Here is a 22060-nt window from a genome sequence, read left to right on the forward strand (position 1 = left end):
CGCGGCCGCCCGCTCGAAAGGTCAGAACTTGGGCTTCTCGGCGGCGCTTTCGTACATCGCCAGGCTGGATATGATTTCCTGCTTGGCCGCCTCGGCGCCTTCCCAGCCGCCGACCCGAACCCACTTGCCTTCTTCGAGGTCCTTGTAGTGTTCGAAGAAGTGGGCGACCCGGTCCAGGAATTCCTCGGACAGGTCATCGGGACCCGCCACCTTGGCCCAGCGCTTGGACAGCTTGTTCACCGGCACGGCCAGGACCTTGGCGTCGTCGCCGGATTCGTCGGTCATGCGCAGCAGGGCGACCGGACGGCAGCGGATCACCGAACCGGAAATCAGGGGGATGGTGGTCAGGACCAGGACGTCGCAGGGGTCGCCGTCGTTGGACAGGGTGTGCGGGATGTAGCCGTAGTTGCACGGATAATGCATCGCCGTGCTCATGAAGCGGTCCACGAACAGGGCACCGGTCTCGTGGTCCACCTCGTACTTGACCGGGTCGGAATGCGCGGGGATCTCGATGATGACGTTGATCTCCTCCGGTACGTTGGCTCCCGGGCTGACACGGTCCAGATTCATGATGCTCTCCAGTGGGTTGCTAGGCGTCGCATTATAGCGACGGCACAGGTCAAAATGCTGACCTATCTGTCCGAATAGTCCAGCCGGCGCCACAATGCACCGCAGCCGGCGCAACTGACCTTGGCCGGGGACTCGATCGGGATGGGATACCCGCGCCACCACCGCGAAGGACGGGGCAGGACACGGGAGTGGGGGGGTTCGCTGCCGCGACCCGGATGGGACGCGGCGGGTTCAGCGAGGTGCGTTGAACGACCTGCCGGAACCGGTCAGGCCATGGCCTTGATGGCGGCGGACAGGCGGCTCTTCTGGCGGGCGGCCTTGTTCTTGTGCACGATCTTCTTGTCGGCGATGCTGTCCATGGTCGACATGGAAATCTGCAAGGCGGCCTGGGCGGCGGACTTGTCGCCGGCCAGGATGGCCTTGCGCACCTTCTTCACGGCGGTGCGGTACTCGGAACGCTGAGCCATGTTGCGCTCGCGTTGCACGTCGTTCTGGCGGGCGCGCTTGCGCGCCTGGACGGTGTTGGCCATGTCGGCAACTCCTAAATATTCGGGTTGAAGCGGAAAGCCGCGCATGATACCCATCTCGCCCGGGCATGGCAAGACCCGGTCAACTTGTTCTAACATGCCGGGCTGCCCGCCCCCTACGCCCTCGTCCAGATGAACCTCCTCAAGGCCCTCGCCGCCGTCAGCTCCATGACCCTGCTGTCGCGCATACTCGGCTTCGTGCGCGATGCGGTCATCGCCCGCAGCTTCGGGGCCGGGGCGGCCACGGACGCCTTCTTCGTCGCCTTCAAGCTGCCCAACCTGCTGCGCCGGCTGTTCGCCGAGGGCGCCTTCTCGCAGGCCTTCGTGCCGGTGCTGGCCGAATACAAGAACCGGCGCGGCGAGGCCGCCACCCACGTCCTGGTCAACCGGGTCGCCACCCTGCTGTTCGTCATCCTCATGGCGGTCGCCGCCCTGGGCGTGATCGGCGCCCCGCTCATCGTCCTGGTCTCGGCACCCGGCTTCACCGCGACGCCGGACAAGTTCGAGCTCACCGTCACCCTGACCCGGATCGTCTTCCCGTACATCGTCTTCATCTCCCTGGTGTCGCTGGCCGGCGGCGTCCTCAACACCTGGAGCCGCTTCCAGATACCGGCCTTCACGCCGGTCTTGCTCAACGTGGCCATGATCCTGGCCGCCGCGCTGGCGGCGCCCTGGTTCGACCCGCCGGTCCTGGCCCTGGGCTGGGGCGCCTTCCTGGGCGGCATCCTGCAGTTGTCCATCCAAGTCCCGGCCCTGCGCAGGCTGGGCATGGTGCCGGGTTGGGACTGGGCGCCGCGCGACGAGGGGGTGCGCCGGATCCTGAAGCTGATGGGGCCGGCCGCGCTGGGCGTCTCGGTGGCGCAGATCAGCCTGATCATCAACACCCTGTTCGCCTCCTTCCTGGACACCGGCAGCGTGTCCTGGCTGTATTACGCCGACCGCCTGATGGAATTCCCGACCGGCATGCTGGGCGTGGCCCTGGGCACCATCCTGCTGCCCTCCCTGGCCAAGCACCACGCCGACAACGACGCGGGCGAGTATTCCAAGCTGCTCGACTGGGGGCTGCGCATGACCCTGCTGCTGGCCGCGCCGGCGGCGATCGCCCTGGGCATCCTGGCGGTGCCGCTGGTCGCCACCCTGTTCTACCACGGCGAGTTCTCCGGCCACGACGTCGAGATGACCCGCCAGGCCCTGGTCGCCTATTCGGTCGGCCTGCTCGGCCTGATCCTGGTCAAGGTCCTGGCGCCCGGCTTCTATGCCCGGCAGAACATCAAGACGCCGGTGAAGATCGCCGTCTTCACCCTGCTCGCGACCCAGACCATGAACCTGGCCTTCGTCTGGCAGCTGCGCCACGCCGGTCTCGCCCTGGCGATCGGCCTGGGTGCCTGCCTGAACGCCGGCATCCTGTACCACCACCTGCGCAAGCAGGACATCTTCCGACCCCAGCCGGGCTGGCCGGCCTTCCTGGCCCGGCTCGCCGTCGCCCTCGCGGTCATGGCCGCCACCCTGTGGTTCGGCATGCTCGACGAAGCCCGCTGGCTCGCCTATCCCACGGTGACGCGGATCGGCCACCTGGCCCTCCTGGTACTCGCCGGAGCCACCAGCTACTTCGTCGCGCTCGGCCTGCTCGGCTTCCGTCCCAGCCAATTCCGACGCCGCGCCTGATCCAACTGTACCGGTATCCCCGGTTCCCGTTTTCCCCTATGATCCGCCCGGATCGGTATATCTACTCATTTCAAAATAAAAAAAGGGGGTAGCCCCCGATGAGGTTGGTTTACAAGATTTGGCTCGGGATCGGCACGACCCTGCTGGCCGCGCTCGCGGTCATGGCGTGGCTGGGCTATCGCCATTCCCAGGACGACGTCGAGGCCAGCCTGCTCGACGAGGGCCGCACCCTGCAGGCCGTCCTGATGGCGGTCCGGCGCACCTACCAGGAGGCCTTCCTGGCCAGCGGTCTCCCCATCGACGAGCACACCCTGGCGCTGCTGCCGGCCCATGCCATGCCGCACATCGCCAAGGCCTTCGAGGCCTTCGACGACCGCGGCATCCGTTTCAACAACGTCAGCGACCGGCCGCGCAACCCGGCCAACCGCGCCGACGCCATGGAGATGACGGCGATCCGCTACTTCCGCGCCAACCCGACGGCCCGGGAACAACTGGTGACCTTCACCGACCCGAGCGGGGCGCGCTACTACCAGTACGCGGCGCCGATCTGGATCGAACCCTATTGCCTGAAATGCCATGGCGATCCCAAGGACGCCCCGGCCAGCATCCGGGCCGCCTACCCGGAGGCCTGGGGTTACCGGGCCGGCGACCTGCGCGGCATCATCAGCGTCCGCCTGCCGGCCGCGACCACGGAGGCGCGCGTGCTGGGGCGTTGGCAACTCGAGCAGGCCACCCACCTCGGCGTCGTCCTGCTGGCCGTCCTGTTGAGCGGGGCCTTCGTCCATTTCCTGGTGGTCCGGCGCCTGCGCAACCTCAACCAGGCGGTCAAGAAGCTGGCCGCCGGCGACTACGCCTGCCGGGTCGAGGACCAGGGCGGCGACGAGGCCGCGGCCCTGGCCAGGGGCTTCAACGACATGGCCCGGACCCTCCAGAAGGACAACGACGACCTGCGCCTGGCGGCGAGCGTGTTCAGCCACACCCAGGACGGCATCCTGTTCACCGATGCCCATGGCGTCATCTTCGACGCCAACCCGGCGTTCACCCGCATCACCGGCTACGAGCGTGAGGAGGCCCTGGGCCGGACGCCGGTGTTCCTGTCCTCCGGACGTCACGACCAGGACTTCTTCCGGGAGATCTGGCGCACGGTCGAGCACCAGGGCAATTGGTCGGGCGAGGTCTGGAACCGGCGCAAGGACGGCGACGTCTTCCCCGAGCGGCTGACCATCACCGCGGTCAGCGACGACGACGGCCGCCTGATCCACTACGTCGGCGTCTTCAACGACATCAGCCAGATCAAGCAGCAGGAGGCCCAACTGGTCCACCTGGCCCAGCACGACGCCCTGACCGGGCTGCCCAACCGGGTCCTGCTCGCCGACCGCATGCGCCAGGCCATCGGCCAGGCGCGCCGGAGCGGCCTGCTGCTGGCGGTGTGCTACCTGGACCTGGACGGCTTCAAGCCGGTCAACGACGAATACGGTCACGCACAGGGCGACCGCCTGCTGATCGAGATGGCCCGTCGGATGCGCTCGGTGGTGCGCGGCGGCGACACCGTGGCGCGCCTGGGCGGCGACGAATTCGCCTTTCTCCTCCAGGGCCTGAAGAACACCGAGGAGTGCGAGCAGTCGCTCAACCGCCTGCTCGGCGCCATCTCCCGCCCCATCCTGATCGCCGACAAGCCGGTCAGCCTGACCGCCAGCATCGGCGTCAGCCTGTATCCGAACGACGACGAAGACCCCGACACCCTGATCCGGCATGCCGACCAGGCCATGTATTCGGCCAAACAGGACGGCCGCAGCCGTTACCACTTCTATGACCTGGAAGGCGACCGCCGGGCGCGCAGCCACCGCGAGAGCCAGGAAGGCGTGCGCCAGGGCCTGGCCGGCGGCGAGTTCGTGCTCCACTACCAGCCCAAGGTCGACATGCTGACCGGCCAGGTCATCGGCGTCGAGGCCCTGGTCCGCTGGCAGCATCCGGAACGCGGCCTGCTCATGCCGGGCCAGTTCCTGCCCGCCATCGAAAACAGCGACCTGGACACCGCGCTGGGCGACTGGGTCCTCGACGAGGGCTTGCGCCAGGTCGACGCCTGGCGGCGCGACGGCCTGACCATGCCGGTCAGCGTGAACATCTCGGCCCACCATATCCAACGCCCCGATTTCGTCGACCGCCTGGCCGGCAAGCTGGCCGGCTATCCCGCCTTCCAGGCCGGCGACCTGATCCTGGAGATCGTCGAGACGGCCGCCCTGGCCGACCTCGGGCGCGTCTCCGCGATCATCGCCGAGTGCCGCCGGCTGGGCTGCCATTTCGCCCTGGACGACTTCGGCACCGGCTATTCCTCGCTGACCTACCTCAAGCGCCTGCCGGTCGAGTGGCTGAAGATCGACCGCGGCTTCGTGCGCGACATGCTGCACGACCCCGAGGACCTGGCCATCGTCGAGGGCGTCATCGCCCTGGCCGAGGCGTTCGGCCGCGGCGTCGTGGCGGAAGGCGTCGACAGCGTCGAGGTCGGCCTGCTGCTCATGCAGCTGGGCTGCCGCAACGCCCAGGGCTTCCGCATCGCCCGCGCCATGCCGGCCGCCGAGCTGCCCACCTGGCTGGTCCGCTGGCAGCCCCCCGAGACCTGGAGCGAGGACAGCTACCGGCACTGGAACAAGGAAAACTTCGCCCTCCTCCTGGCCGAACACAACCACCGCGCCTGGATAGACAACCTGGCCAACCACCTCGAAGGTATCGACGGCCTGGAACTGCCGGTCGAGGTGAATCCCAACGCCTGCGCGTTCGGGGCCTGGTACCGCGAGCACGGCCGCCAGCGCTACGGCCACCTCGCCGAATTCGCCGCCCTGGCCGAGCCGCACGAGCGGGTCCACGCCCTGGCCGTCGAACTGCTCGCCCAGCAACGCAACGGCGAGGGCGAACGGGCGCGGGCCCGGCTGGCCGAACTGTTCGCCCTGCGCGAGGAACTGGTGGCCGGGCTGCGCGCGCTGCAGGCCCGCGTCCTCGGCCGCGAAACCGGCACCGCCTGAGCCGGCGGCCACCGCGCTGGAGCGGCGAATGGACTCGGCCCCGGCCGGGCGGCTAAAATTCAGCCCTTTCAAGCAGATATCCGCCCGATGCTCATCACCCACGGCTGGCCCGCCGCCACCCGGCCCAACGCCGTCACCATCGGCAACTTCGACGGCGTCCACCTCGGCCACCAGGCCATGCTGGCCCGCCTGACCGCGCGCGCGGCCGCCGCCGGGGGCTTGCCCACGGTGCTCACCTTCGAGCCGCATCCGCGCGAAATCTTCACGCCCCAGGACGCCCCCACCCGCCTGACCAGCCTGCGCGAGAAGCTGGAAATCCTCAAGCGTCTGGGCGTCGGCCATGTCCATGTCTGCCGGTTCAGCAAGGCGTTCGCCGCCCTCTCGCCGGAGGACTTCGTACAGCGCATCCTGGTCGAGGGCCTGAAGGCGCGCTACGTGCTGGTCGGCGACGACTTCCGTTTCGGCGCCCGACGGGCCGGCGACTTCGATAGCCTGATGGCCTACGGCGAGAAGTTCGGCTTCCAGGCCGAGGCCATGCATACCGTGGAGGCGGCCGGCCGGCGCGCCTCCTCGACCGCGGTGCGCGAAGCCCTGGCGGGCGGCGACATGGCCGGCGCGGCACAGATGCTCGGGCGCCCGTATTCGATCTCCGGGCGGGTCGTCGGCGGCGACCAACTGGGCCGCAAGATCGGCTTCCCGACCGCGAACATCCTGCTCAAGCACAACCGGCCGCCGGTCAAGGGCGTCTTCGCGGTCCGCGTCCAGGGCCTGTCGAGCCCGAACTGGCCCGGCGTGGCCAACCTGGGCACCCGGCCGTCGGTGCATCCGAACGGCAACCCGACCCTGGAAGTGCACCTGTTCGACCTCGACCGCAACCTGTACGGTCGCCACCTGCGCGTGGAATTCCTGCACAAGCTGCGCGACGAGGTGAAATTCCCGAATTTCGAGGCCTTGGTGGCGCAGATCGGCAACGACGCCCGCCTGGCACGTGAACTCCTGAACGTGAATTGACATGGCTGACTACAAAGACACCCTGAACCTGCCCGACACCCCCTTCCCCATGCGCGGCGACCTCGCCAAGCGGGAGCCGGGCTGGATCGCCCAATGGCGCGAGAGGAAGCTGTACGAGAAGATCCGGGCCCAGTCCAAGGGCCGGCCCCTGTTCGTGCTGCACGACGGCCCGCCCTATGCCAACGGCGACATCCACATCGGCCACGCGGTGAACAAGATCCTCAAGGACATCATCGTCAAGGCGGCCACGCTGGACGGTTTCGACGCCCCCTACGTGCCGGGCTGGGACTGCCACGGCCTGCCCATCGAGCTGGTGGTCGAGAAGGCCCACGGCAAGGACATCCCCGCCGCCCGCTTCCGCGAGCTGTGCCGCGAATACGCCGCCGGCCAGGTGGAGCGCCAGAAGGCCGACTTCATCCGCCTGGGCGTCCTGGGCGACTGGGACCACCCCTACCTGACCATGGATTTCCGCTTCGAGGCGGACATCATCCGCGAACTGGGCAAGATCCAGCGGAACGGCCACCTCTACCTGGGTGCCAAGCCGGTGCACTGGTGCGTCGACTGCGGCTCGGCCCTGGCCGAGGCCGAGGTCGAGTACGAGGACAAGGCCTCGCCGGCCATCGACGTCGCCTTCCCGGTCGCCGACTGCGCCGACCTGGCCCGCCGCGTCGGCCTGCCGGCCGACGGCGACTGCCCCGCCTACGCGGTGATCTGGACCACCACGCCCTGGACCCTGCCGGCCAACCGGGCGGTCGCGGTACATCCCGATTTCGTCTATGACCTGGTGCGCACGCCCAAGGGCATCCTGATCCTGGCCCGCGACCTCGCCGAGGCGGCGATCAAGCGCTACGGCTTCGAGGCGGTGGAAACCATCGCCCAGGTTCCGGGCGCCGCCCTCGAGGGCATGCAACTGCAACACCCGTTCTACGACCGCCGGGTGCCAGTCATCCTGGCCGACTTCGTCAGCCTCGACGCCGGCGTCGGCCTGGTCCACATCGCCCCCGGCCACGGCCACGACGACTACGTCGCCGGCCTCAGGTACGGCCTGGAAGTCGCCAACCCGGTCGGCGGCGACGGCAAGTTCTACCCCGACACCCCCATCGTCGGCGGCCAGTCGATCTGGGCCGGCAACAAGACCGTGCTGCAGACGCTGACCGACAACGGCCACCTCCTGGCCCAGGAAACGATCAAGCACAGCTACCCGCACTGCTGGCGCCACAAGACGCCCATCATCTTCCGCGCCACCCGGCAGTGGTTCATCGGCATGGACAAGGAAAGCCTGCGCGCCAAGGCCATGCAGGCGGTCGAGGACACCGAGTTCTTCCCGTCCTGGGGCCGCGCCCGCCTTGAGGCGATGATGAAGACCCGGCCCGACTGGTGCGTCTCGCGCCAGCGCAACTGGGGCGTGCCGATCACCTTCTTCATGCACAAGCAGACCGGTGAGCTGCATCCGCGCTCGCAGGAGATCCTCGAAGAGGTCGCCAAGCGGGTCGAGAAGCGGGGCATCGAGGCCTGGTTCAGCCTGGAGCCAAGTGAATTATTGGGCGCCGACGCCGAGCACTACGAGAAGGCCGGCGACACCCTGGACGTCTGGTTCGACTCCGGCGTCACCCACGCCTGCCTGCTCAAGGAACGCGAAGGGCTCAAGCACCCGGCCGACCTCTACCTGGAAGGCTCCGACCAGCACCGCGGCTGGTTCCAGTCCTCGCTCCTGACCGGCTGCGCGACCGACGGCCACGCCCCCTACGAGGCCCTGCTGACGCACGGCTTCGTGGTCGACGGCAAGGGCATGAAGATGTCCAAGTCGAAGGGCAACGTCATCGCCCCGCAGAAGGTGTCCGACACCCTGGGCGCGGAAATCCTGCGCCTGTGGGTCGCCAGCACCGACTACTCGGGCGAACTGACCATCTCGGACGAGATCCTCAAGCGCGTCGTCGAGGCCTACCGGCGCATCCGCAACACCCTGCGCTTCCTGCTCGCCAACACCGCCGACTTCCGCATCGAGGACAACGGCCTGGCGCCCGAGGCCTGGCTGGAGATCGACCGCTATGCGGTGGCGCTGACCCGGCGGATGCAGGAAGAAGTCCTGGCCGACTACCGGGTCTACAGCTTCCACACCGCGGTGCAGCGCCTGCACAACTTCTGCTCCGAGGACCTGGGCGCCTTCTACCTCGACATCCTGAAGGACCGCCTGTACACCGCCGGCGCCGACTCGCGCGCCCGGCGCTCGGCGCAGACCGCGCTGTGGCACATCCTGCACACCCTGACCCGGCTCCTGGCGCCGGTCCTGTCCTTCACCGCCGAGGAAATCTGGGCCCTGCAGTGCAGCGGCGACAGCGTCTTCCTGACGGTCTGGCACGAACTGCCGCAACAGGCCGGCGCGGACGACCTCCTGGCCCGCTGGGCCCGTCTGCGCGAGCTGCGCGGCCTGGCCACCAAGCGCATCGAGGAACTGCGCGCGGCCGGCCAGGTCGGTTCCTCCCTGCAGGCCGAGGTCACCTTCCTGGCCGACGGCGCCGACTATGACCTCCTGGCCGGGCTGGGCGACGACCTGCGCTTCGTGGTCATCACCTCGGCCGCCAGGGTCGAGCGCAGCGCCGGCGAGACGCGCGTCGAGGTCGGCGCGCTCGGCCACGAGAAATGCGAGCGCTGCTGGCACGTGCGCGCCGACGTCGGTGCCGATCCGGCCCACCCGGGCCTGTGCGGCCGCTGCGTGAGCAACCTGTACGGCGAGGGCGAGTCGCGTGACAAAGCCTAAATCCGGCCTCGCCTGGCTCTGGCTGGCTGCCCTGGTCCTAGCCCTCGACCAGGCCAGCAAGCTGGCGGTCGTCGCCACCCTCGCCCCCTACCAGGACGTCGTGCCGCTGACCGGCTTCTTCAACCTGGTCCACGTCCACAACACCGGCGCGGCGTTCTCGCTGTTCGCCGACCAGCCCGGCTGGCAGCGCTTCTTCTTCATCGCGCTGGCCCTGGTCGCCGCCGCCGTGATCGTCGACATCCTGCGCAAGGTGCGCGGCCGTGCCCGCTTCTGCATCGGCCTGGCCCTGATCCTGGGCGGCGCGGTCGGCAACGTGGTCGACCGCGTGCTCTACGGCCACGTCATCGACTTCCTCGACGTCTACGCCGGCGCCTGGCACTGGCCGGCCTTCAACGTCGCCGACTCCGGCATCACCGTGGGGGCCGTCCTGCTGGTCCTGGACGCCTTCCAGGGCAAGAAATGACGGCGCGCGTACGGCCCGGCGACCGGGTCACCCTGCACTACCGCATCGCCAGCTACGGCCAGGAGATCGCCGACACCTTCCCGAACGCGCCGGAGAGCTTCTCGGTCGGCGCCGGCGACATCGACGCCCGCCTGGAGCAGAACCTGATCGGCTTGGCCGAAGGTGAGCGCCGGACCCTGGAACTGATGCCCTGGCAGGCCTTCGGCGAGCGCGACGAGGACCTGGTGCAGGACCTGCCCAGGCACGAGTTCCCGGCCGACGCCGAACTGGAGCCGGAGCGGCAGGTCGATTTCGAACTGCCCAACGGCCAGGTCCTGACCGGGACCATCCTGGCGGTCGAGGACGCGGTCGTGCGCATCGATTTCAACCACCCCCTGGCCGGCCTGCCGATCGAATTCGACGTCCAGATACTTGCGATAGAACATGCCTGACCACGTCCTGCTCGCCAACCCGCGCGGCTTCTGCGCCGGCGTCGACCGCGCCATCGCCATCGTCGAGGCCGCCCTGGCCCGCTTCGGCGCCCCCATCTACGTGCGCCACGAGGTGGTGCACAACAAGTTCGTGGTCGACAACCTGAAGGCCAAGGGCGCCGTCTTCATCGAGGACCTGGCCGACGTCCCCGACGGCGCGACCCTGATCTTCAGCGCCCACGGCGTGCCGCAATCGGTGCGCGTGGCCGCCGAGGCCCGCGGCCTGAACGTCTTCGACGCCACCTGCCCGCTGGTCACCAAGGTGCACAAGGAGGTGGTCAAGCAGCGCAAGGAAGGCTACGAGATCGTCATGATCGGCCACAAGGGCCACCCGGAGGTCGAGGGCACCATGGGCCAGGCCGACGGCGGCATGTTCCTGGTCGAGACGCCGGCCGACGTCGCCGGCCTCGCCGTCGCCAATCCGGACAAGGTCGCCTACGTCACCCAGACCACCCTCTCGGTGGACGACGCCGCGCGCGTGGTCGAGGCCCTGCGAGCCCGTTTTCCGAACATCGTCGGACCGAAGAAGGACGACATCTGCTATGCCACCCAGAACCGCCAGGACGCGGTCAAGCAGTTGTCGGGACACTGCGACGTGGTGATCGTGGTCGGCTCGCCCAACAGTTCCAATTCCAACCGCCTGCGCGAAGTGGCGGCCGGCCTCGGCCGCGCCGCCTACATGGTCGACAACGCCGACCAGCTCGACCCCGCCTGGCTGGTCGGCAAGTCCTGCGTCGGCGTCACCGCCGGCGCCTCGGCGCCCGAGGTGCTGGTGGACGGGGTCCTGGCCCGCCTGCGCGAGTTGGGCGCCCGGGACGTGCGCGTCCAGGCCGGCATCGAGGAAAAGGTCAGCTTCGCCCTGCCCAAGGGCCTGGCCTAGGCCAGGCCGCTAGGCGAGGCCGCCGCGCTTCAGGCGGCGGTACAGGGTGTTGCGGCTGATGCCCAGCCGGCGCGCCGCCTCCGACATGTTGCCGGCGCTCGCCTCCACGGCACGCCGGATGGCGACGGCGGACAGGCTGCGCAGGTCCTCGCCGGCCTCGCCGCCCGCCCGGCGCAGGCAGCGCGCCGGGGCGCGCAGTTCCTCGACCAGATCGTCCGGCAGGTGCGCCCAGCCGATGCGCGTCGCGCGCTCGTCGAGCAGGGCGCAGGCCGTACGCAAGGCGTTGACCAGTTGCCGGATGTTGCCAGGCCAGGCGAAATCGGCCAGGGCACCGGCCACCTCCGTCTCGAAGCCGATCCGGCGGCCGGGTGCCAGGTCCGCCAGCAGGCGGTCGAGCAGGAAGGGGAAGTCGGTGCGCTCGCGCAGGGCCGGCAGCATCAGGGTGAGGCCGTTCAGCCGGTAGTACAGGTCGGCACGGAAACGGCCGGCCTCCATCTCGGCCTTCAGGTTGCGGTGCGTGGCGCAGACCAGGGCGAAGTCCACGGCCACCGGCTTGCCGCCGCCCAGCGGCGTCACCTGGCGCTCCTGGAGGACGCGCAACAGCCGGCTCTGCATGGCCAGCGGCATGTCGCCGATCTCGTCCAGGAACAGGGTGCCGCCATCCGCCTCGCGGATGCGCCCGGGCGAGCCGGTCCGGCGCGCGCCGGTGTAGGCGCCCGGCGCGTAGCCGAACAGCTCGGCCTCGATCAGGTTCTCCGGCAAGGCCGAGCAATCGACGGCGACGAAGGCCTGCTCCCGGCGCGGCCCGGAATCGTGCATGGCCTTGGCGAACACCTCCTTACCCACCCCGGACTCGCCCTGAAGCAGGACCGGGATGGCCTTGTCGAGGACCCGGCGTGCCTTGGTCACGGCGGCACGGATGTGGCCGCAACCGGTATCCAGGGCCGCCAGGGCGTCCGTCGGCGCCGCGGCCGGCACCGGCGCCGCGGCCGTCATGCGCAACACCCGCCCGGCCTCGACGCGCACGAACAGACGGCCGCCCCGGCTCGCCTGCACCGGCATGATCTCGCTGCCGCGCCGGTACGCCCAGGCGAGCAGGTCCTCCAGACGCACGTGCAGCAGGCGTTCCAGGTGCTGGGCGCCGAGGTCGGCCGGACGCAGGCCGAGTATCTCCAGGCCAGCCCGGTTGGCGCCGATCACGTAGCCGTCCTCGGACAGGGCCAGGACCCCCTCGGCGACCGTGCCGATGCCCTCCGCGAGGGGGTGGAAGCGCAGTTGCAGGTTGCCGCCGTGGCGCGCCTCGAAGAGGCCGTTCTCGATCATCTGGGCGGCCGAGCGGACCAGGCAGAAGGTGTGCGGGTGGTGCCGGCGATGGTCGCCGGAGATGTCCAGCACGCCCAGCAGGGTGCCGTCCGGCGCCGCCACCGGGGCGGCCGCGCAGGTCAGGAAGGCGTTGCGCTCCAGATAGTGCTCGGGGCCGTTGATGACCACCGGTTCGGCTTCGGCCAGGGCGGTGCCGATGGCGTTGGTGCCGCGGTAGCGCTCGGCCCAGGAAGCGCCGGGCGCCAGGGCGACGCGCTCGGCGCGGCTCAGGAAGGCCGAGTCGCCCATGGCCTGGAGCAGCAGGCCGCGGTCGTCGGCCAGGATCACCATGCTGTCGCTGTCGCGCGTCTGCCGGTACAGGTATTCCATCACCGGACGGGCGTGGGCGAGCAGTTCCTGCTGGCGCTCGCGCAGGCGGGCGAGCTGCGCGCCGCTCAGGTGCACGACCTCCGGCAGGCGGCCGGCCGGCATCAGCCCGGCGCGCAGGCTGCGCCGCCAGGAACGGGCCACCACCGCATCCACCGGCAGTTCGCTCGGAATGTCGCCGCTCTCCAGCAAGCGGCTGCGGGCCTGGCGCAGGACGGCGCCCGGCCCCTTGGGCTGGGTATCGAACATGACAGCATCCTCCTCCTCGGATCGCAGGCTATCGGGACTTGCCGGCGGCTGGCAAGAGCAACCCCGGGCAAGGCGCCGCGACTGTGTCATTTCGGGACAGTGTTCCCGGATGATACGTACCCGCCTGCCCGGAGGACAAGTCCTTCCGCTTGTAGATCAATGGCTTGCCGTCCGAGCGGCCGCTGGCACGCGGCTTGCCCCCTGGGCAGTCGTCCCGGCGCCGCGCCGGACGCATAACACCACTTCGTTAGGAGACGACCATGATTTACGCCGCACCCGGCAGCGCCGACGCCAAGGTCCAGTTCAAGGCCAAGTACGACAACTTCATCGGCGGCAAGTGGACCCCGCCGGTCCAGGGCCAATACTTCGACAACGTCACCCCGATCAACGGCAAGGTGTACTGCCAGGCCGCCCGCTCCTCGGCCGAGGACATCGAGTTGGCCCTGGACGCCGCCCACGCCGCCGCCGACGCCTGGGGCAAGACCTCGGTCACCGAGCGGGCCAACATCCTGAACAGGATCGCCGACCGCATCGACGCCAACCTGGAGGCCCTGGCCTACGCCGAGACGGTGGACAACGGCAAGCCGATCCGCGAGACCCTGGCCGCCGACATCCCCCTGGCGGCCGACCACTTCCGCTACTTCGCCGGCTGCATCCGCGCCCAGGAGGGCAGCCTGGCCGAGCTGGACGAGAACACCGTCGCCTACCACTACCACGAGCCCCTGGGCGTGGTCGGCCAGATCATCCCCTGGAACTTCCCCATCCTGATGGCGGCCTGGAAGCTGGCGCCCGCCCTGGCCGCCGGCAACTGCGTGGTCCTGAAGCCGGCCGAGCAGACCCCGGTCAGCATCCTGGTCCTGATGGAAACCATCGCCGACCTGCTGCCCGCCGGCGTCCTCAACATCGTCAACGGCTTCGGCCTCGAGGCCGGCAAGCCCCTGGCCTCGAACAAGCGCATCGCCAAGATCGCCTTCACCGGCGAGACCACCACCGGCCGCCTGATCATGCAGTACGCCAGCCAGAACATCATCCCGGTCACCCTGGAACTGGGCGGCAAGTCGCCCAACATCTTCTTCGACGACGTCGCCGCCACGGACGACGCCTTCTTCGACAAGGCCATCGAGGGCTTCGTCCTGTTCGCCTTCAACCAGGGCGAGGTGTGCACCTGCCCGAGCCGCGCCCTGATCCAGGAGTCCGTCTACGACAAGTTCATGGAGCGCGCCATTGCCCGGGTCAAGGCGATCAAGCAGGGCAACCCCCTCGACACCGAGACCATGGTGGGCGCCCAGGCCTCCACCGAGCAGTTGGAAAAGATCCTGTCCTACATGGACATCGGCGCCAAGGAAGGCGCCCAGTGCCTGGCCGGCGGCGACCGCGCCAGGATGGCCGGCGACATCGCCGGCGGCTACTACGTCCAGCCCACGGTGTTCAAGGGCCACAACAAGATGCGCATCTTCCAGGAGGAGATCTTCGGCCCGGTGGTGTCGGTGACCACCTTCAAGGACGAGGCCGAGGCCCTGGCCATCGCCAACGACACCCTGTACGGCCTCGGTGCCGGGGTGTGGAGCCGGGACGGCAGCCGCGCCTACCGCATGGGCCGGGCCATCAAGGCCGGCCGCGTGTGGACCAACTGCTACCACGCCTATCCCGCGCACGCGGCGTTCGGCGGCTACAAGCAGTCCGGCATCGGGCGCGAGACCCACAAGATGATGCTGGACCACTACCAGCAGACCAAGAACCTGCTGGTGAGCTACAGCCCGAACGCGCTCGGCTTCTTCTGAGCGTGACCTGAACGCGGACGGGCCCCGGGCCCGTCCGCCCGGACACAGGAGGCATCCATGACCGAACGCGTGGTGGCCACCGACGCCACCCTGGAGCTGATCGAGCGCCTCAAGGGCAAGCACGGTCCCCTCATGTTCCACCAGTCCGGCGGCTGCTGCGACGGCAGCGCCCCCATGTGCTACCCGCTCGGGGAATTCCTGGTCGGCGACGCGGACGTCCAGTTGGGCGAGATCGGCGGCTGCCCGTTCTACATGAGCCGGGCCCAGTTCGAATACTGGGAACACACCCAGCTGATCATCGACGTGGTACCCGGCCGGGGCGGCATGTTCTCCCTGGAAGGCCCGGAAGGCCTGCGCTTCCTGACCCGCTCGCGCCTGTACACGGACGAGGAATGGGCAGAGTTGAGCACGCGGCCGGTGGGCTGAGGATCGGCGCTCAGGCTCCGCGGATCGGTTTCCAAACGAGCGCTACCGTCCGCCAGGCAGCCAGCATTCCGGCCTCGTTCGCTTGGCAGAATCGCCCCATATCAAGCATTGTCAAATCGCGAGGCGCCGCGTCAATGAAGCCGTCAAATAGTTGCTTAAGATTCTGATCTATCGTCCGTAGATCTGGAGCATATTCGATTGAGAAGAAATACTGGAGCAGCAAAACAGTTGTCGAATCCGATTTGCCCATATTCTGTTCTGGATTGGGTTGATAGTCAGATTCCACTCGGCACATCGGGTGGGGAAATTGGTGCTGACTGTTGTCCATGCAACGCATCTTTATTAGGCCGCGCGTAGGCTTGTCGTCACTCAGATAAACATCCTCCCTCGACGCCGAATCGTAGAAGTGATGCATCCCATATATTGTAGATGAAGCAGGTCTACTTATAAGATGAGGAAATGTGTTTCTAAAATAGTAATCCCAAGACCTACCGTAGGTTAGTGAAACGGATATTTTTTGCCAGGCCCCATTACCCCAAAGTCTCCCATATTTGATTCGCATATCGGGGACAATTCTGGGAGTAGCGCCTTGATATGGATATAATCGACGTCATACGGGCGGCACCCTTTGACCATTTTTCTAGGTATAGTTCGCCATCCAAACGCCCTCCTGTCATAAGCTTGGCCCATGTAATTTAGTGGAATTTTAAATGTCATGCCCTTAAGCTTTGCACAGGCGCTCAGATCCTGAGCCTGTTCTATTGATATATAGTCTTCGTTGTTTTTTAACAACGACTCAACGATGTGTTGCTTTATTCTTCCCGAAAACACGATTGCCACGGCAATAGCAATCGAAATTACAGCCATTGCGATAAAAGCGATGCGTATCATACTAGCAAACCATTTAAAAACTCATTTGACGCCTAAAATCGTGCGATTTCATAGCCACCTTTACCCTTCCAAGAAGTGAGATCGTCGATTCGGGAGCAATTGGTGAGATCGACTTTATCGAGCTATTGCATCCATCGGACTCTTCAACGGCTTAACAAGAGCACCATGAGATTGGATATGCGAATCGAACGAGGCTGTAGAAAAACATGACCTGATTTAAAAAAGCGATTCGCAGGAGGTAGCCAGCAGTGTGGATAGGGTTATTACCATTCTGAAAGCACGCGTTCAATACGCGAACAGAACACCTGAACCTCGCTTGGCGCGAGGCGCTCGGCTTTGTAAAGCGACAACATTTCAAACCGACAGGCAGGGGCACAGGTCCCTAGCAGAGCCGTCTTCAGTACCCGTTTTACTGGCTGCCGAAGTACCAGACGATCAACCCACCACGGCGATCCAAGCGAAGTAACTGCAAGCGCATTTCGAAGGAGGTTAAGTCTTGGCTTGATTGGACCAAAATCGGTTGCATGGTCGTAGGCGACGCCGGGAGCCCATACGCGGTCAAACCAGCCTTTCAGGATTGCCGGGAAACCAAACCACCATGTTGGGAAAACGAGAACAAGGGCGTGGGCGGAGAGCAAGCGGGCGACTTCGGATTGAATCGCGGTAGTGTCGAATGCCGGCGAATAATAGCTCAGGCGTTCGCTAGCCGTGAGGGCGGGCGCGAAACCAGATTGGTAAAGATCTTCGATCTGTACTTCGTGACCGTTGGCGGTCAATGTCTCGATAGCCGACCGGGCCATGGCACTGCACAAGCTATCGCTACGCGGGTGAGCGACGACGACTAAGCATTTCATTGGCGGGACAGGGTGCATCTGCTGGCTAACGTCCCACATGCCCGGCATGCCCCGGCTTACTGGGGCATACCCGCTCGATGGAAAGGTTAGCTGTCACTCGCGACCTCGGAGAATAGTTGATTGATGAGTTCGGCACACGTGCGCAACGTGTTTGCGCCGTGCATGTGGAGCGTACTGCTTCCATGGGCTAGCGAATTGCGAAGGTAGGGCATTGCCTCTACAAGCGTAACGGCATAATCAGCCACGGGCGCATCTTCTTGGATAAACACGCCCCACTCTTGGCGCTCCTGCTCTCTTGCCTGAATGATAGAAAAGCCCGAATTCGTCACCGTGCCATCCTCGACAGCACGGCGCAGGAGATTCTTGAACGAGGCTTTCTCGTTGCCGGGGTAGCAGAGCTTGAGCGCAAACTCTACCGAGACATACGCCAGTAGCTCCGCCGTTACGTTGAACGGATAGTAGAACCATGAGTAGGCAATCAGATTCTGCGCAGTAGCGAAATGACCGCGAACTGCTTCTGGTACTCCTTCGTGGAGCCGGACATCCTCGATAAGCGCGTACGTATCCTCGGCTCGTAAGGGACGGAAATCACCAATAGCCGGGTCGAAGCGCGCGAAAGAACGCTGCCGCTCATCTGGCTCCATGAGTGTATTGAATGGCTTCAGTTGTTCCATTTGTGAGAGCCCATTGGCGAGTAACGTATCGATTCACCGGGCTGCGCGGCTTCTTGCGCAGGCCCGTTGGAATGACGGATTATCCATTGTGAACTCATATCTTTATGTTTTCTCGATAGAAATCACCGTCGATCTCGATTTCTAGTGTCGAACCATTGACTGAGTGAAGCCGAGCTTTTCCATAGCGTTCGTTTGCCCAAATCGTGCGAACGAACTTAAAACCAAAAGGTGTATCTAGTTCCTTACGCAAAATAGTGAATGGCTGCGCAGTAACAAAGCCTGGGGTTCGCATATAGATACGATACGTCACCGAATCGAGCGACAAAGAATCTTGTAACTCGCTGGCAACTGGATTAACCACTCCTAAAAACGAAAACAAAAACATTGGCACTGACAGCACTGCGACGGCAAGAAACGTTAGGTAACGTGCGAAGCGGAGAGTGAAAGCTCTGCCGATAAACACTAGTGAGACAGGTATGGATACCGCCGCCATAGCAAAGATCCATCCGTTTAGCGGTAAATACACGAGGCGAATTGAGTAAGGCCATTCGGATACGCCGTTCGCGACAAGGGCTGTGCTAGTAAGAAAGCACGCTAGCGGAAGCCGAGTATTAATATGCATAAGCTTTGAATTAACCAGCCCCTACGGCCATTCTATCAGGTTCAGTTAGATGAACGGTTAGCCAACGTCAAGGTTGAGGGGCGCGGAGGCAGCAAGCAGCCCTTGCTGGCGGAGCGTCCTGCTCGAACGCATTGTTGGGCGCACGGCTACAAACAAGCATCAGGCAAATGCCCATTAGGAAGTTTCAAAATAGTGGCTTGAACAATTGTTTTTTCTTTATTTAGCACGAAGTCGATCTTTAACTTCTGATTGCAAACCAATCCCTTCGTTTGCTTGTAGCAGTAATGCTCTTTACACAGAAAACCCTGTTTCCGAAGGAAAGCCATAGCGTCGCTTTCTGACTTCCCAACCAACCGCCACGATTCCACCGCCGCCTCAAACTCTGCCGCATTTTTATACTGGGTATCAGCAGAGCATGCGCTAGCACTCACGGCCAAAACGGCGACCAGCAAGGCGCGCATGCGGTTATGCCCAACGTCTAGCTTGCAGGGCGGAGGGGACCTGCAAGCGCAGCTTGCGGGCCGTCCCCTCGAAGCGAGGGTTAGCCCACACGCTCACAGTCTGCACCATATGGCTGCGCCTATCGCGCAAGGTGGCCCTCGGAGACAATCTCACCGGTCTTCGCATCGATCATAAAATGGGCCTTCGTGCCTCGCTTGCCGGTATTTGTTTCGATCTCAAAGCGACTTGTACCTCCGAACCAGCCCCGACGTACGATGATCTCTAGTGGCTCACTAAACGCCCACCCCAACGCTGTCGCACGATCCCGCGCAATTGTGATGGCTTGGTCTCGGTCAATCATGGCTCGCGATTTGTCCCTGTGAGATCGATACAAAGAACAGTGTTCCGCCAAGTGTGAGCGAGGTTGAGCGCCATGCTATGCCTTGGCCGAAAACTCACTTGAGAACCACCTTACGAAACTGCACTTCAGGCTGAGAGTGGGGGGAACTGAAAACCGTAAGCGTTACTTGGGGGTCTGGTTGCCGCGTGTGAGCCTCTTTGAATTTTGAAACGATCGCATCGACTAGCGCGGGGTCTTGCGTGGCATAGAGATTGACGTAAGCACCGCCCCAACCGACCACACCGAGATTTACCTCGCCACCCTCCCAAAACAACAACTCTTTCCTCTGGCAATCGGAGGCAGAGGCGCAAATGCCGTTCGCAATCAGCACTCCTTCTGCCAGAGTTAAATATTGCTGAGCGGCAGCACGATGCGGCTCGCCACAAGCGGCCAATGCAAAAGCGGTCACCGCTATTGCTGAAGAAGCGTTGATGCTAGGCATAACCATTTGATGGAGAGACGCCCCCATCCGGACATTTGTTGCTATGGAGACAGGCCAGAAGACTCCATATCCACCTGATCTTGTTGATATTTATCACCCCCCCATCTCTATATGCGCGGCAGAAAAGCCGGGCGCCGGTCTGGCCAGCTTTGCTGCGATTGTATGCCTAACCAGGGAAGCAACAATCGGCCGAAAGTTATAGCCGCATGGGTTGGGAGAGTGGTTGCCGATGGGTGTACCGCATCGGCTAACCGTGCTTTTCCTCCACCATCCTGTCGATGATCTGCATGACGCCGGAACTGCCCGCTTCCATGGTTTCCAGGGCGGCGTAGATGCGTTGCTGGACGTCGACGCTGTGCTCCCAGTCCTCGTGCAGCAGCGCAAGCGCCTGGTGGGCCTGCTGGTGGACGTCGCAGTGCGGTGTCTCCATGGCGGCGAACGACGGCACGTCGTGGAAACGCTGCCAGCCGTCGCCCTCGTAATACCACTTGCCGAGCCGGCAGCCGTGGCAGTCGGTCCCGACCGGCTTGGCGTATTCGTCGGCGCCGTTGCTGTTGATCGCCATGTAGGTGCGCTGCTTGTAGATGACGTGGTCGACCTTGATCAGGGACGCGAAACTCTTGTCCAGCGCCCGTTGCGACTCGTCCAGGGTGTTGCGCGCCGAATCGGCGAACTGCCTGAAGCTGGCCGACAGCGCCTCGACGGAACCGCGTGAAACCTGGGCCAGGTCGGTCATGATCGTGGAGTCCTCCTGCATCACCATGGCCTCGCGCAGCAGGTCGTCCATGATCTTGCCGATGGAGACCGAGGCGCTCTTGGTATTCTCGGCCAGCTTGCGCACCTCGTCGGCGACGACCGCGAAGCCACGCCCCGCCTCGCCGGCGCGCGCCGCCTCGATGGCGGCGTTGAGGGCGAGCAGGTTGGTCTGGTCGGCGATGGCGTTGATCAGGCTGACGGCCTGCTGGATTTCAGTCCCCTTGGCGTTCAGTTGCCCGACCGCGCGGCTGGCATGTTCGATACGCCCGGAGATGTCGCCCAGGTTGCCGACCACCTGGCGTACCGAGCCCTGGCTGCTCTCGGCCAGGTCGTTGGTACGGTGCGCCTCGGCGGAGACCGCCTTCAAGGTCTCGGTGATGTGCATCAGGTCGGCCTGGTTGGAGGCCAGGTTGACCAGCAGGTTGCGGGTGTTGAGGCCGTGCACCATGGACAGCAGCAGGTTGCGCATGTGCTGGTGGGTGTTGGTGGCCAGGGCTTCGAGCATGACGTTCTGGTTCTCCAGGCCTTTCCTGAAGGCGCCGTGCATGCCGCAGGGCATGGCCTTGCGGAAGAACTGGCCATCGATGTGCATGCGGAAGGTGGTGTTCTGCTCGCGCGTGAACGACTCCAGCTGGTCGAGCATGTCGTTGACTTGCCAGGACAGGCGGCCGATCTCGTTGTCGTCCCGGATGCCGGTGATGCGGCGGCCGAAACAACCCTGGCTGATGTCCTGGATCACCTCGGAGAGCTGCGCGAGGGGCGCCACGTAGCTGCGCCCGAACGACCACATCCAGACGCCGATCAGCAGGGACAGGCTGAGGAACATCAGGTTGTCCCAGTGGAAGCCGCGCAGGAGGGTCCGCGACGTGAAGTCGACCAGCATCAGGCCGATGAACAGGGCGGCAAAGAAGGTCAGCCTAGAGGGTAAGGATGAATTCTGCATAGCTCGCGCCCTTTCCCGTGAGTTGTTTCGTGAGGAACGCCAGGGAGGCCGCGCAGGCGTCCCGGGGTCCGGCCTTGGCCTCGACGGCGAGCATATCCCGGTAGATGTCGGCGACGATCTTGACCGCCTCGGGACGGGGCTTGCGGCGCACCGAGAAGTAGCCCGTCACCTCGCCGGCGGGGCTGAAGTTGGGGGTGACGTTGGCGAACACCCAGTAGAAGCTGCCGTCCTTGGCCAGGTTCTTCACGTAGGCGAAGCATTCCTGCTTGGCCTGGATGGTGTCCCAGAGCAGCTTGAACACGCCGCGCGGCATGTCCGGGTGGCGGATGATGTTGTGCTGGGCGCCGAGCAGTTCCGCCTCGCCGTAGCCGGAAAACTCCATGAAGATGCGGTTGCCGTAGGTGATGCGGCCCGAGAGATCGGTCTTGGAGACGATGAAATCGTCTGCCCGCATGACCCGTTCGACCGCGCTGGGGGTGACCCGGTTTTTCATGTCCGCTCCATCCCGGGCCTGTTGCGGCCCGTTTA

The 22060-nt window shown here is 65.1% G+C and carries 22 protein-coding genes; 9 read left to right on the forward strand and 13 right to left on the reverse strand.

What is annotated here, in order from left to right:
- Positions 1–21 precede the first annotated feature (21 nt).
- Positions 22–570, reverse strand: a complete 549-nt coding sequence (gene ppa, locus EZJ19_RS07030) for an inorganic diphosphatase (protein WP_131446023.1) — start codon at positions 568–570, stop codon at positions 22–24.
- Between the two features lie 266 nt (positions 571–836).
- Positions 837–1100: a 30S ribosomal protein S20 gene (rpsT, locus tag EZJ19_RS07035; protein WP_131446025.1), complete on the reverse strand. Its 264-nt coding sequence runs from the start codon at positions 1098–1100 to the stop codon at positions 837–839.
- 129 nt (positions 1101–1229) lie between these two features.
- Between rpsT and murJ the strand changes: the two genes are divergently transcribed.
- The 7 genes from murJ (at position 1230) to ispH (ending at position 11364) form a co-directional block, all read left to right on the forward strand.
- Positions 1230–2762, forward strand: a complete 1533-nt coding sequence (murJ, locus tag EZJ19_RS07040) for a murein biosynthesis integral membrane protein MurJ (protein WP_131446027.1) — start codon at positions 1230–1232, stop codon at positions 2760–2762.
- A 98-nt stretch (positions 2763–2860) separates the two neighbouring features.
- On the forward strand, positions 2861–5782 hold the full coding sequence (locus tag EZJ19_RS07045) for an EAL domain-containing protein (protein ID WP_131446029.1): 2922 nt from the start codon (positions 2861–2863) through the stop codon (positions 5780–5782).
- Positions 5783–5869: 87 nt separating this feature from the next.
- Positions 5870–6793 carry a bifunctional riboflavin kinase/FAD synthetase gene (locus EZJ19_RS07050; protein WP_131446031.1) on the forward strand — a complete coding sequence of 308 codons (924 nt, stop codon included), beginning with the start codon at positions 5870–5872 and terminating at the stop codon, positions 6791–6793.
- Position 6794: 1 nt separating this feature from the next.
- Positions 6795–9551: an isoleucine--tRNA ligase gene (gene ileS, locus EZJ19_RS07055; RefSeq protein ID WP_131446033.1), complete on the forward strand. Its 2757-nt coding sequence runs from the start codon at positions 6795–6797 to the stop codon at positions 9549–9551.
- Positions 9538–10014 (forward strand): signal peptidase II, encoded by a 477-nt coding sequence (gene lspA, locus EZJ19_RS07060; protein ID WP_131446035.1) that lies wholly within the window; start codon positions 9538–9540, stop codon positions 10012–10014. The genes ileS and lspA overlap by 14 nt, the downstream gene beginning before the upstream one ends.
- The gene (locus EZJ19_RS07065) at positions 10011–10445 is read left to right on the forward strand and encodes an FKBP-type peptidyl-prolyl cis-trans isomerase (RefSeq protein ID WP_131446037.1); all 435 of its coding nucleotides are present in this window, start codon (positions 10011–10013) and stop codon (positions 10443–10445) included. The genes lspA and EZJ19_RS07065 overlap by 4 nt, the downstream gene beginning before the upstream one ends.
- Positions 10438–11364, forward strand: a complete 927-nt coding sequence (gene ispH, locus EZJ19_RS07070; RefSeq protein WP_131446039.1) for a 4-hydroxy-3-methylbut-2-enyl diphosphate reductase — start codon at positions 10438–10440, stop codon at positions 11362–11364. The genes EZJ19_RS07065 and ispH overlap by 8 nt, the downstream gene beginning before the upstream one ends.
- A gap of 9 nt (positions 11365–11373) precedes the next feature.
- On the opposite strand, the gene EZJ19_RS07075 is transcribed toward ispH, so the two are convergent.
- Positions 11374–13302: a sigma-54-dependent Fis family transcriptional regulator gene (locus EZJ19_RS07075; protein ID WP_131446041.1), complete on the reverse strand. Its 1929-nt coding sequence runs from the start codon at positions 13300–13302 to the stop codon at positions 11374–11376.
- A 260-nt stretch (positions 13303–13562) separates the two neighbouring features.
- On the opposite strand from EZJ19_RS07075, the gene adh reads away from it, so the two are divergent.
- Positions 13563–15083, forward strand: coding sequence for an aldehyde dehydrogenase (adh, locus tag EZJ19_RS07080; RefSeq protein WP_131446043.1), 1521 nt, complete (start codon positions 13563–13565; stop codon positions 15081–15083).
- Between the two features lie 57 nt (positions 15084–15140).
- The gene (locus EZJ19_RS07085; protein ID WP_131446045.1) at positions 15141–15509 is read left to right on the forward strand and encodes a DUF779 domain-containing protein; all 369 of its coding nucleotides are present in this window, start codon (positions 15141–15143) and stop codon (positions 15507–15509) included.
- 10 nt (positions 15510–15519) lie between these two features.
- Here the strand turns inward: EZJ19_RS07085 and EZJ19_RS07090 are convergent, their stop codons facing one another.
- The 10 genes from EZJ19_RS07090 to EZJ19_RS07130 form a co-directional block, all read right to left on the reverse strand.
- Positions 15520–15924 carry a hypothetical protein gene (locus EZJ19_RS07090; protein ID WP_131446047.1) on the reverse strand — a complete coding sequence of 135 codons (405 nt, stop codon included), beginning with the start codon at positions 15922–15924 and terminating at the stop codon, positions 15520–15522.
- A gap of 83 nt (positions 15925–16007) precedes the next feature.
- Positions 16008–16400 carry a hypothetical protein gene (locus EZJ19_RS07095; protein WP_131446049.1) on the reverse strand — a complete coding sequence of 131 codons (393 nt, stop codon included), beginning with the start codon at positions 16398–16400 and terminating at the stop codon, positions 16008–16010.
- Between the two features lie 263 nt (positions 16401–16663).
- Complete coding sequence (locus EZJ19_RS07100; protein ID WP_206199354.1) at positions 16664–17302, reverse strand: NAD(P)H-dependent oxidoreductase; 639 nt, start codon at positions 17300–17302, stop codon at positions 16664–16666.
- A gap of 38 nt (positions 17303–17340) precedes the next feature.
- Positions 17341–17928: a hypothetical protein gene (locus EZJ19_RS07105; protein WP_131446051.1), complete on the reverse strand. Its 588-nt coding sequence runs from the start codon at positions 17926–17928 to the stop codon at positions 17341–17343.
- A 94-nt stretch (positions 17929–18022) separates the two neighbouring features.
- Entirely contained in the window at positions 18023–18421 is a 399-nt protein-coding gene (locus tag EZJ19_RS07110) for a hypothetical protein (protein ID WP_131446053.1), read from the reverse strand.
- Positions 18422–18696: 275 nt separating this feature from the next.
- On the reverse strand, positions 18697–19011 hold the full coding sequence (locus EZJ19_RS07115; RefSeq protein WP_131446055.1) for a hypothetical protein: 315 nt from the start codon (positions 19009–19011) through the stop codon (positions 18697–18699).
- A gap of 119 nt (positions 19012–19130) precedes the next feature.
- Entirely contained in the window at positions 19131–19352 is a 222-nt protein-coding gene (locus EZJ19_RS16790; RefSeq protein ID WP_420813114.1) for a PepSY domain-containing protein, read from the reverse strand.
- Between the two features lie 94 nt (positions 19353–19446).
- The gene (locus tag EZJ19_RS07120) at positions 19447–19833 is read right to left on the reverse strand and encodes a hypothetical protein (RefSeq protein ID WP_131446057.1); all 387 of its coding nucleotides are present in this window, start codon (positions 19831–19833) and stop codon (positions 19447–19449) included.
- Positions 19834–20080: 247 nt separating this feature from the next.
- On the reverse strand, positions 20081–21532 hold the full coding sequence (locus EZJ19_RS16590; protein ID WP_131446059.1) for a methyl-accepting chemotaxis protein: 1452 nt from the start codon (positions 21530–21532) through the stop codon (positions 20081–20083).
- Complete coding sequence (locus EZJ19_RS07130; RefSeq protein ID WP_131446061.1) at positions 21507–22025, reverse strand: PAS domain-containing protein; 519 nt, start codon at positions 22023–22025, stop codon at positions 21507–21509. Before EZJ19_RS07130 ends, EZJ19_RS16590 begins: the two co-directional genes overlap by 26 nt.
- Positions 22026–22060: the final 35 nt, after the last annotated feature.

The organism is Parasulfuritortus cantonensis, from assembly GCF_004337445.1.
Taxonomy (GTDB): domain Bacteria; phylum Pseudomonadota; class Gammaproteobacteria; order Burkholderiales; family Thiobacillaceae; genus Parasulfuritortus; species Parasulfuritortus cantonensis.

Bases quoted from the DNA above. Each gene is read 5' to 3' on its own strand.
- EZJ19_RS07120 (WP_131446057.1), bottom strand. From the start codon at position 19,833: ATGCCTAGCATCAACGCTTCTTCAGCAATAGCGGTGACCGCTTTTGCA.
- EZJ19_RS07085 (WP_131446045.1), top strand. From the start codon at position 15,141: ATGACCGAACGCGTGGTGGCCACCGACGCCACCCTGGAGCTGATCGAG.
- EZJ19_RS07075 (WP_131446041.1), bottom strand. From the start codon at position 13,302: ATGTTCGATACCCAGCCCAAGGGGCCGGGCGCCGTCCTGCGCCAGGCC.
- EZJ19_RS07090 (WP_131446047.1), bottom strand. From the start codon at position 15,924: ATGCATCACTTCTACGATTCGGCGTCGAGGGAGGATGTTTATCTGAGT.
- EZJ19_RS07100 (WP_206199354.1), bottom strand. From the start codon at position 17,302: ATGCCGGGCATGTGGGACGTTAGCCAGCAGATGCACCCTGTCCCGCCA.
- EZJ19_RS07065 (WP_131446037.1), top strand. From the start codon at position 10,011: ATGACGGCGCGCGTACGGCCCGGCGACCGGGTCACCCTGCACTACCGC.
- adh (WP_131446043.1), top strand. From the start codon at position 13,563: ATGATTTACGCCGCACCCGGCAGCGCCGACGCCAAGGTCCAGTTCAAG.
- rpsT (WP_131446025.1), bottom strand. From the start codon at position 1,100: ATGGCCAACACCGTCCAGGCGCGCAAGCGCGCCCGCCAGAACGACGTG.
- EZJ19_RS07095 (WP_131446049.1), bottom strand. From the start codon at position 16,400: ATGATACGCATCGCTTTTATCGCAATGGCTGTAATTTCGATTGCTATT.
- EZJ19_RS07110 (WP_131446053.1), bottom strand. From the start codon at position 18,421: ATGGCGGCGGTATCCATACCTGTCTCACTAGTGTTTATCGGCAGAGCT.
- ppa (WP_131446023.1), bottom strand. From the start codon at position 570: ATGAATCTGGACCGTGTCAGCCCGGGAGCCAACGTACCGGAGGAGATC.
- EZJ19_RS16790 (WP_420813114.1), bottom strand. From the start codon at position 19,352: ATGATTGACCGAGACCAAGCCATCACAATTGCGCGGGATCGTGCGACA.
- murJ (WP_131446027.1), top strand. From the start codon at position 1,230: ATGAACCTCCTCAAGGCCCTCGCCGCCGTCAGCTCCATGACCCTGCTG.
- EZJ19_RS07130 (WP_131446061.1), bottom strand. From the start codon at position 22,025: ATGAAAAACCGGGTCACCCCCAGCGCGGTCGAACGGGTCATGCGGGCA.
- ispH (WP_131446039.1), top strand. From the start codon at position 10,438: ATGCCTGACCACGTCCTGCTCGCCAACCCGCGCGGCTTCTGCGCCGGC.
- ileS (WP_131446033.1), top strand. From the start codon at position 6,795: ATGGCTGACTACAAAGACACCCTGAACCTGCCCGACACCCCCTTCCCC.
- EZJ19_RS07115 (WP_131446055.1), bottom strand. From the start codon at position 19,011: ATGCGCGCCTTGCTGGTCGCCGTTTTGGCCGTGAGTGCTAGCGCATGC.
- EZJ19_RS07045 (WP_131446029.1), top strand. From the start codon at position 2,861: ATGAGGTTGGTTTACAAGATTTGGCTCGGGATCGGCACGACCCTGCTG.
- EZJ19_RS07050 (WP_131446031.1), top strand. From the start codon at position 5,870: ATGCTCATCACCCACGGCTGGCCCGCCGCCACCCGGCCCAACGCCGTC.
- EZJ19_RS16590 (WP_131446059.1), bottom strand. From the start codon at position 21,532: ATGCAGAATTCATCCTTACCCTCTAGGCTGACCTTCTTTGCCGCCCTG.
- EZJ19_RS07105 (WP_131446051.1), bottom strand. From the start codon at position 17,928: ATGGAACAACTGAAGCCATTCAATACACTCATGGAGCCAGATGAGCGG.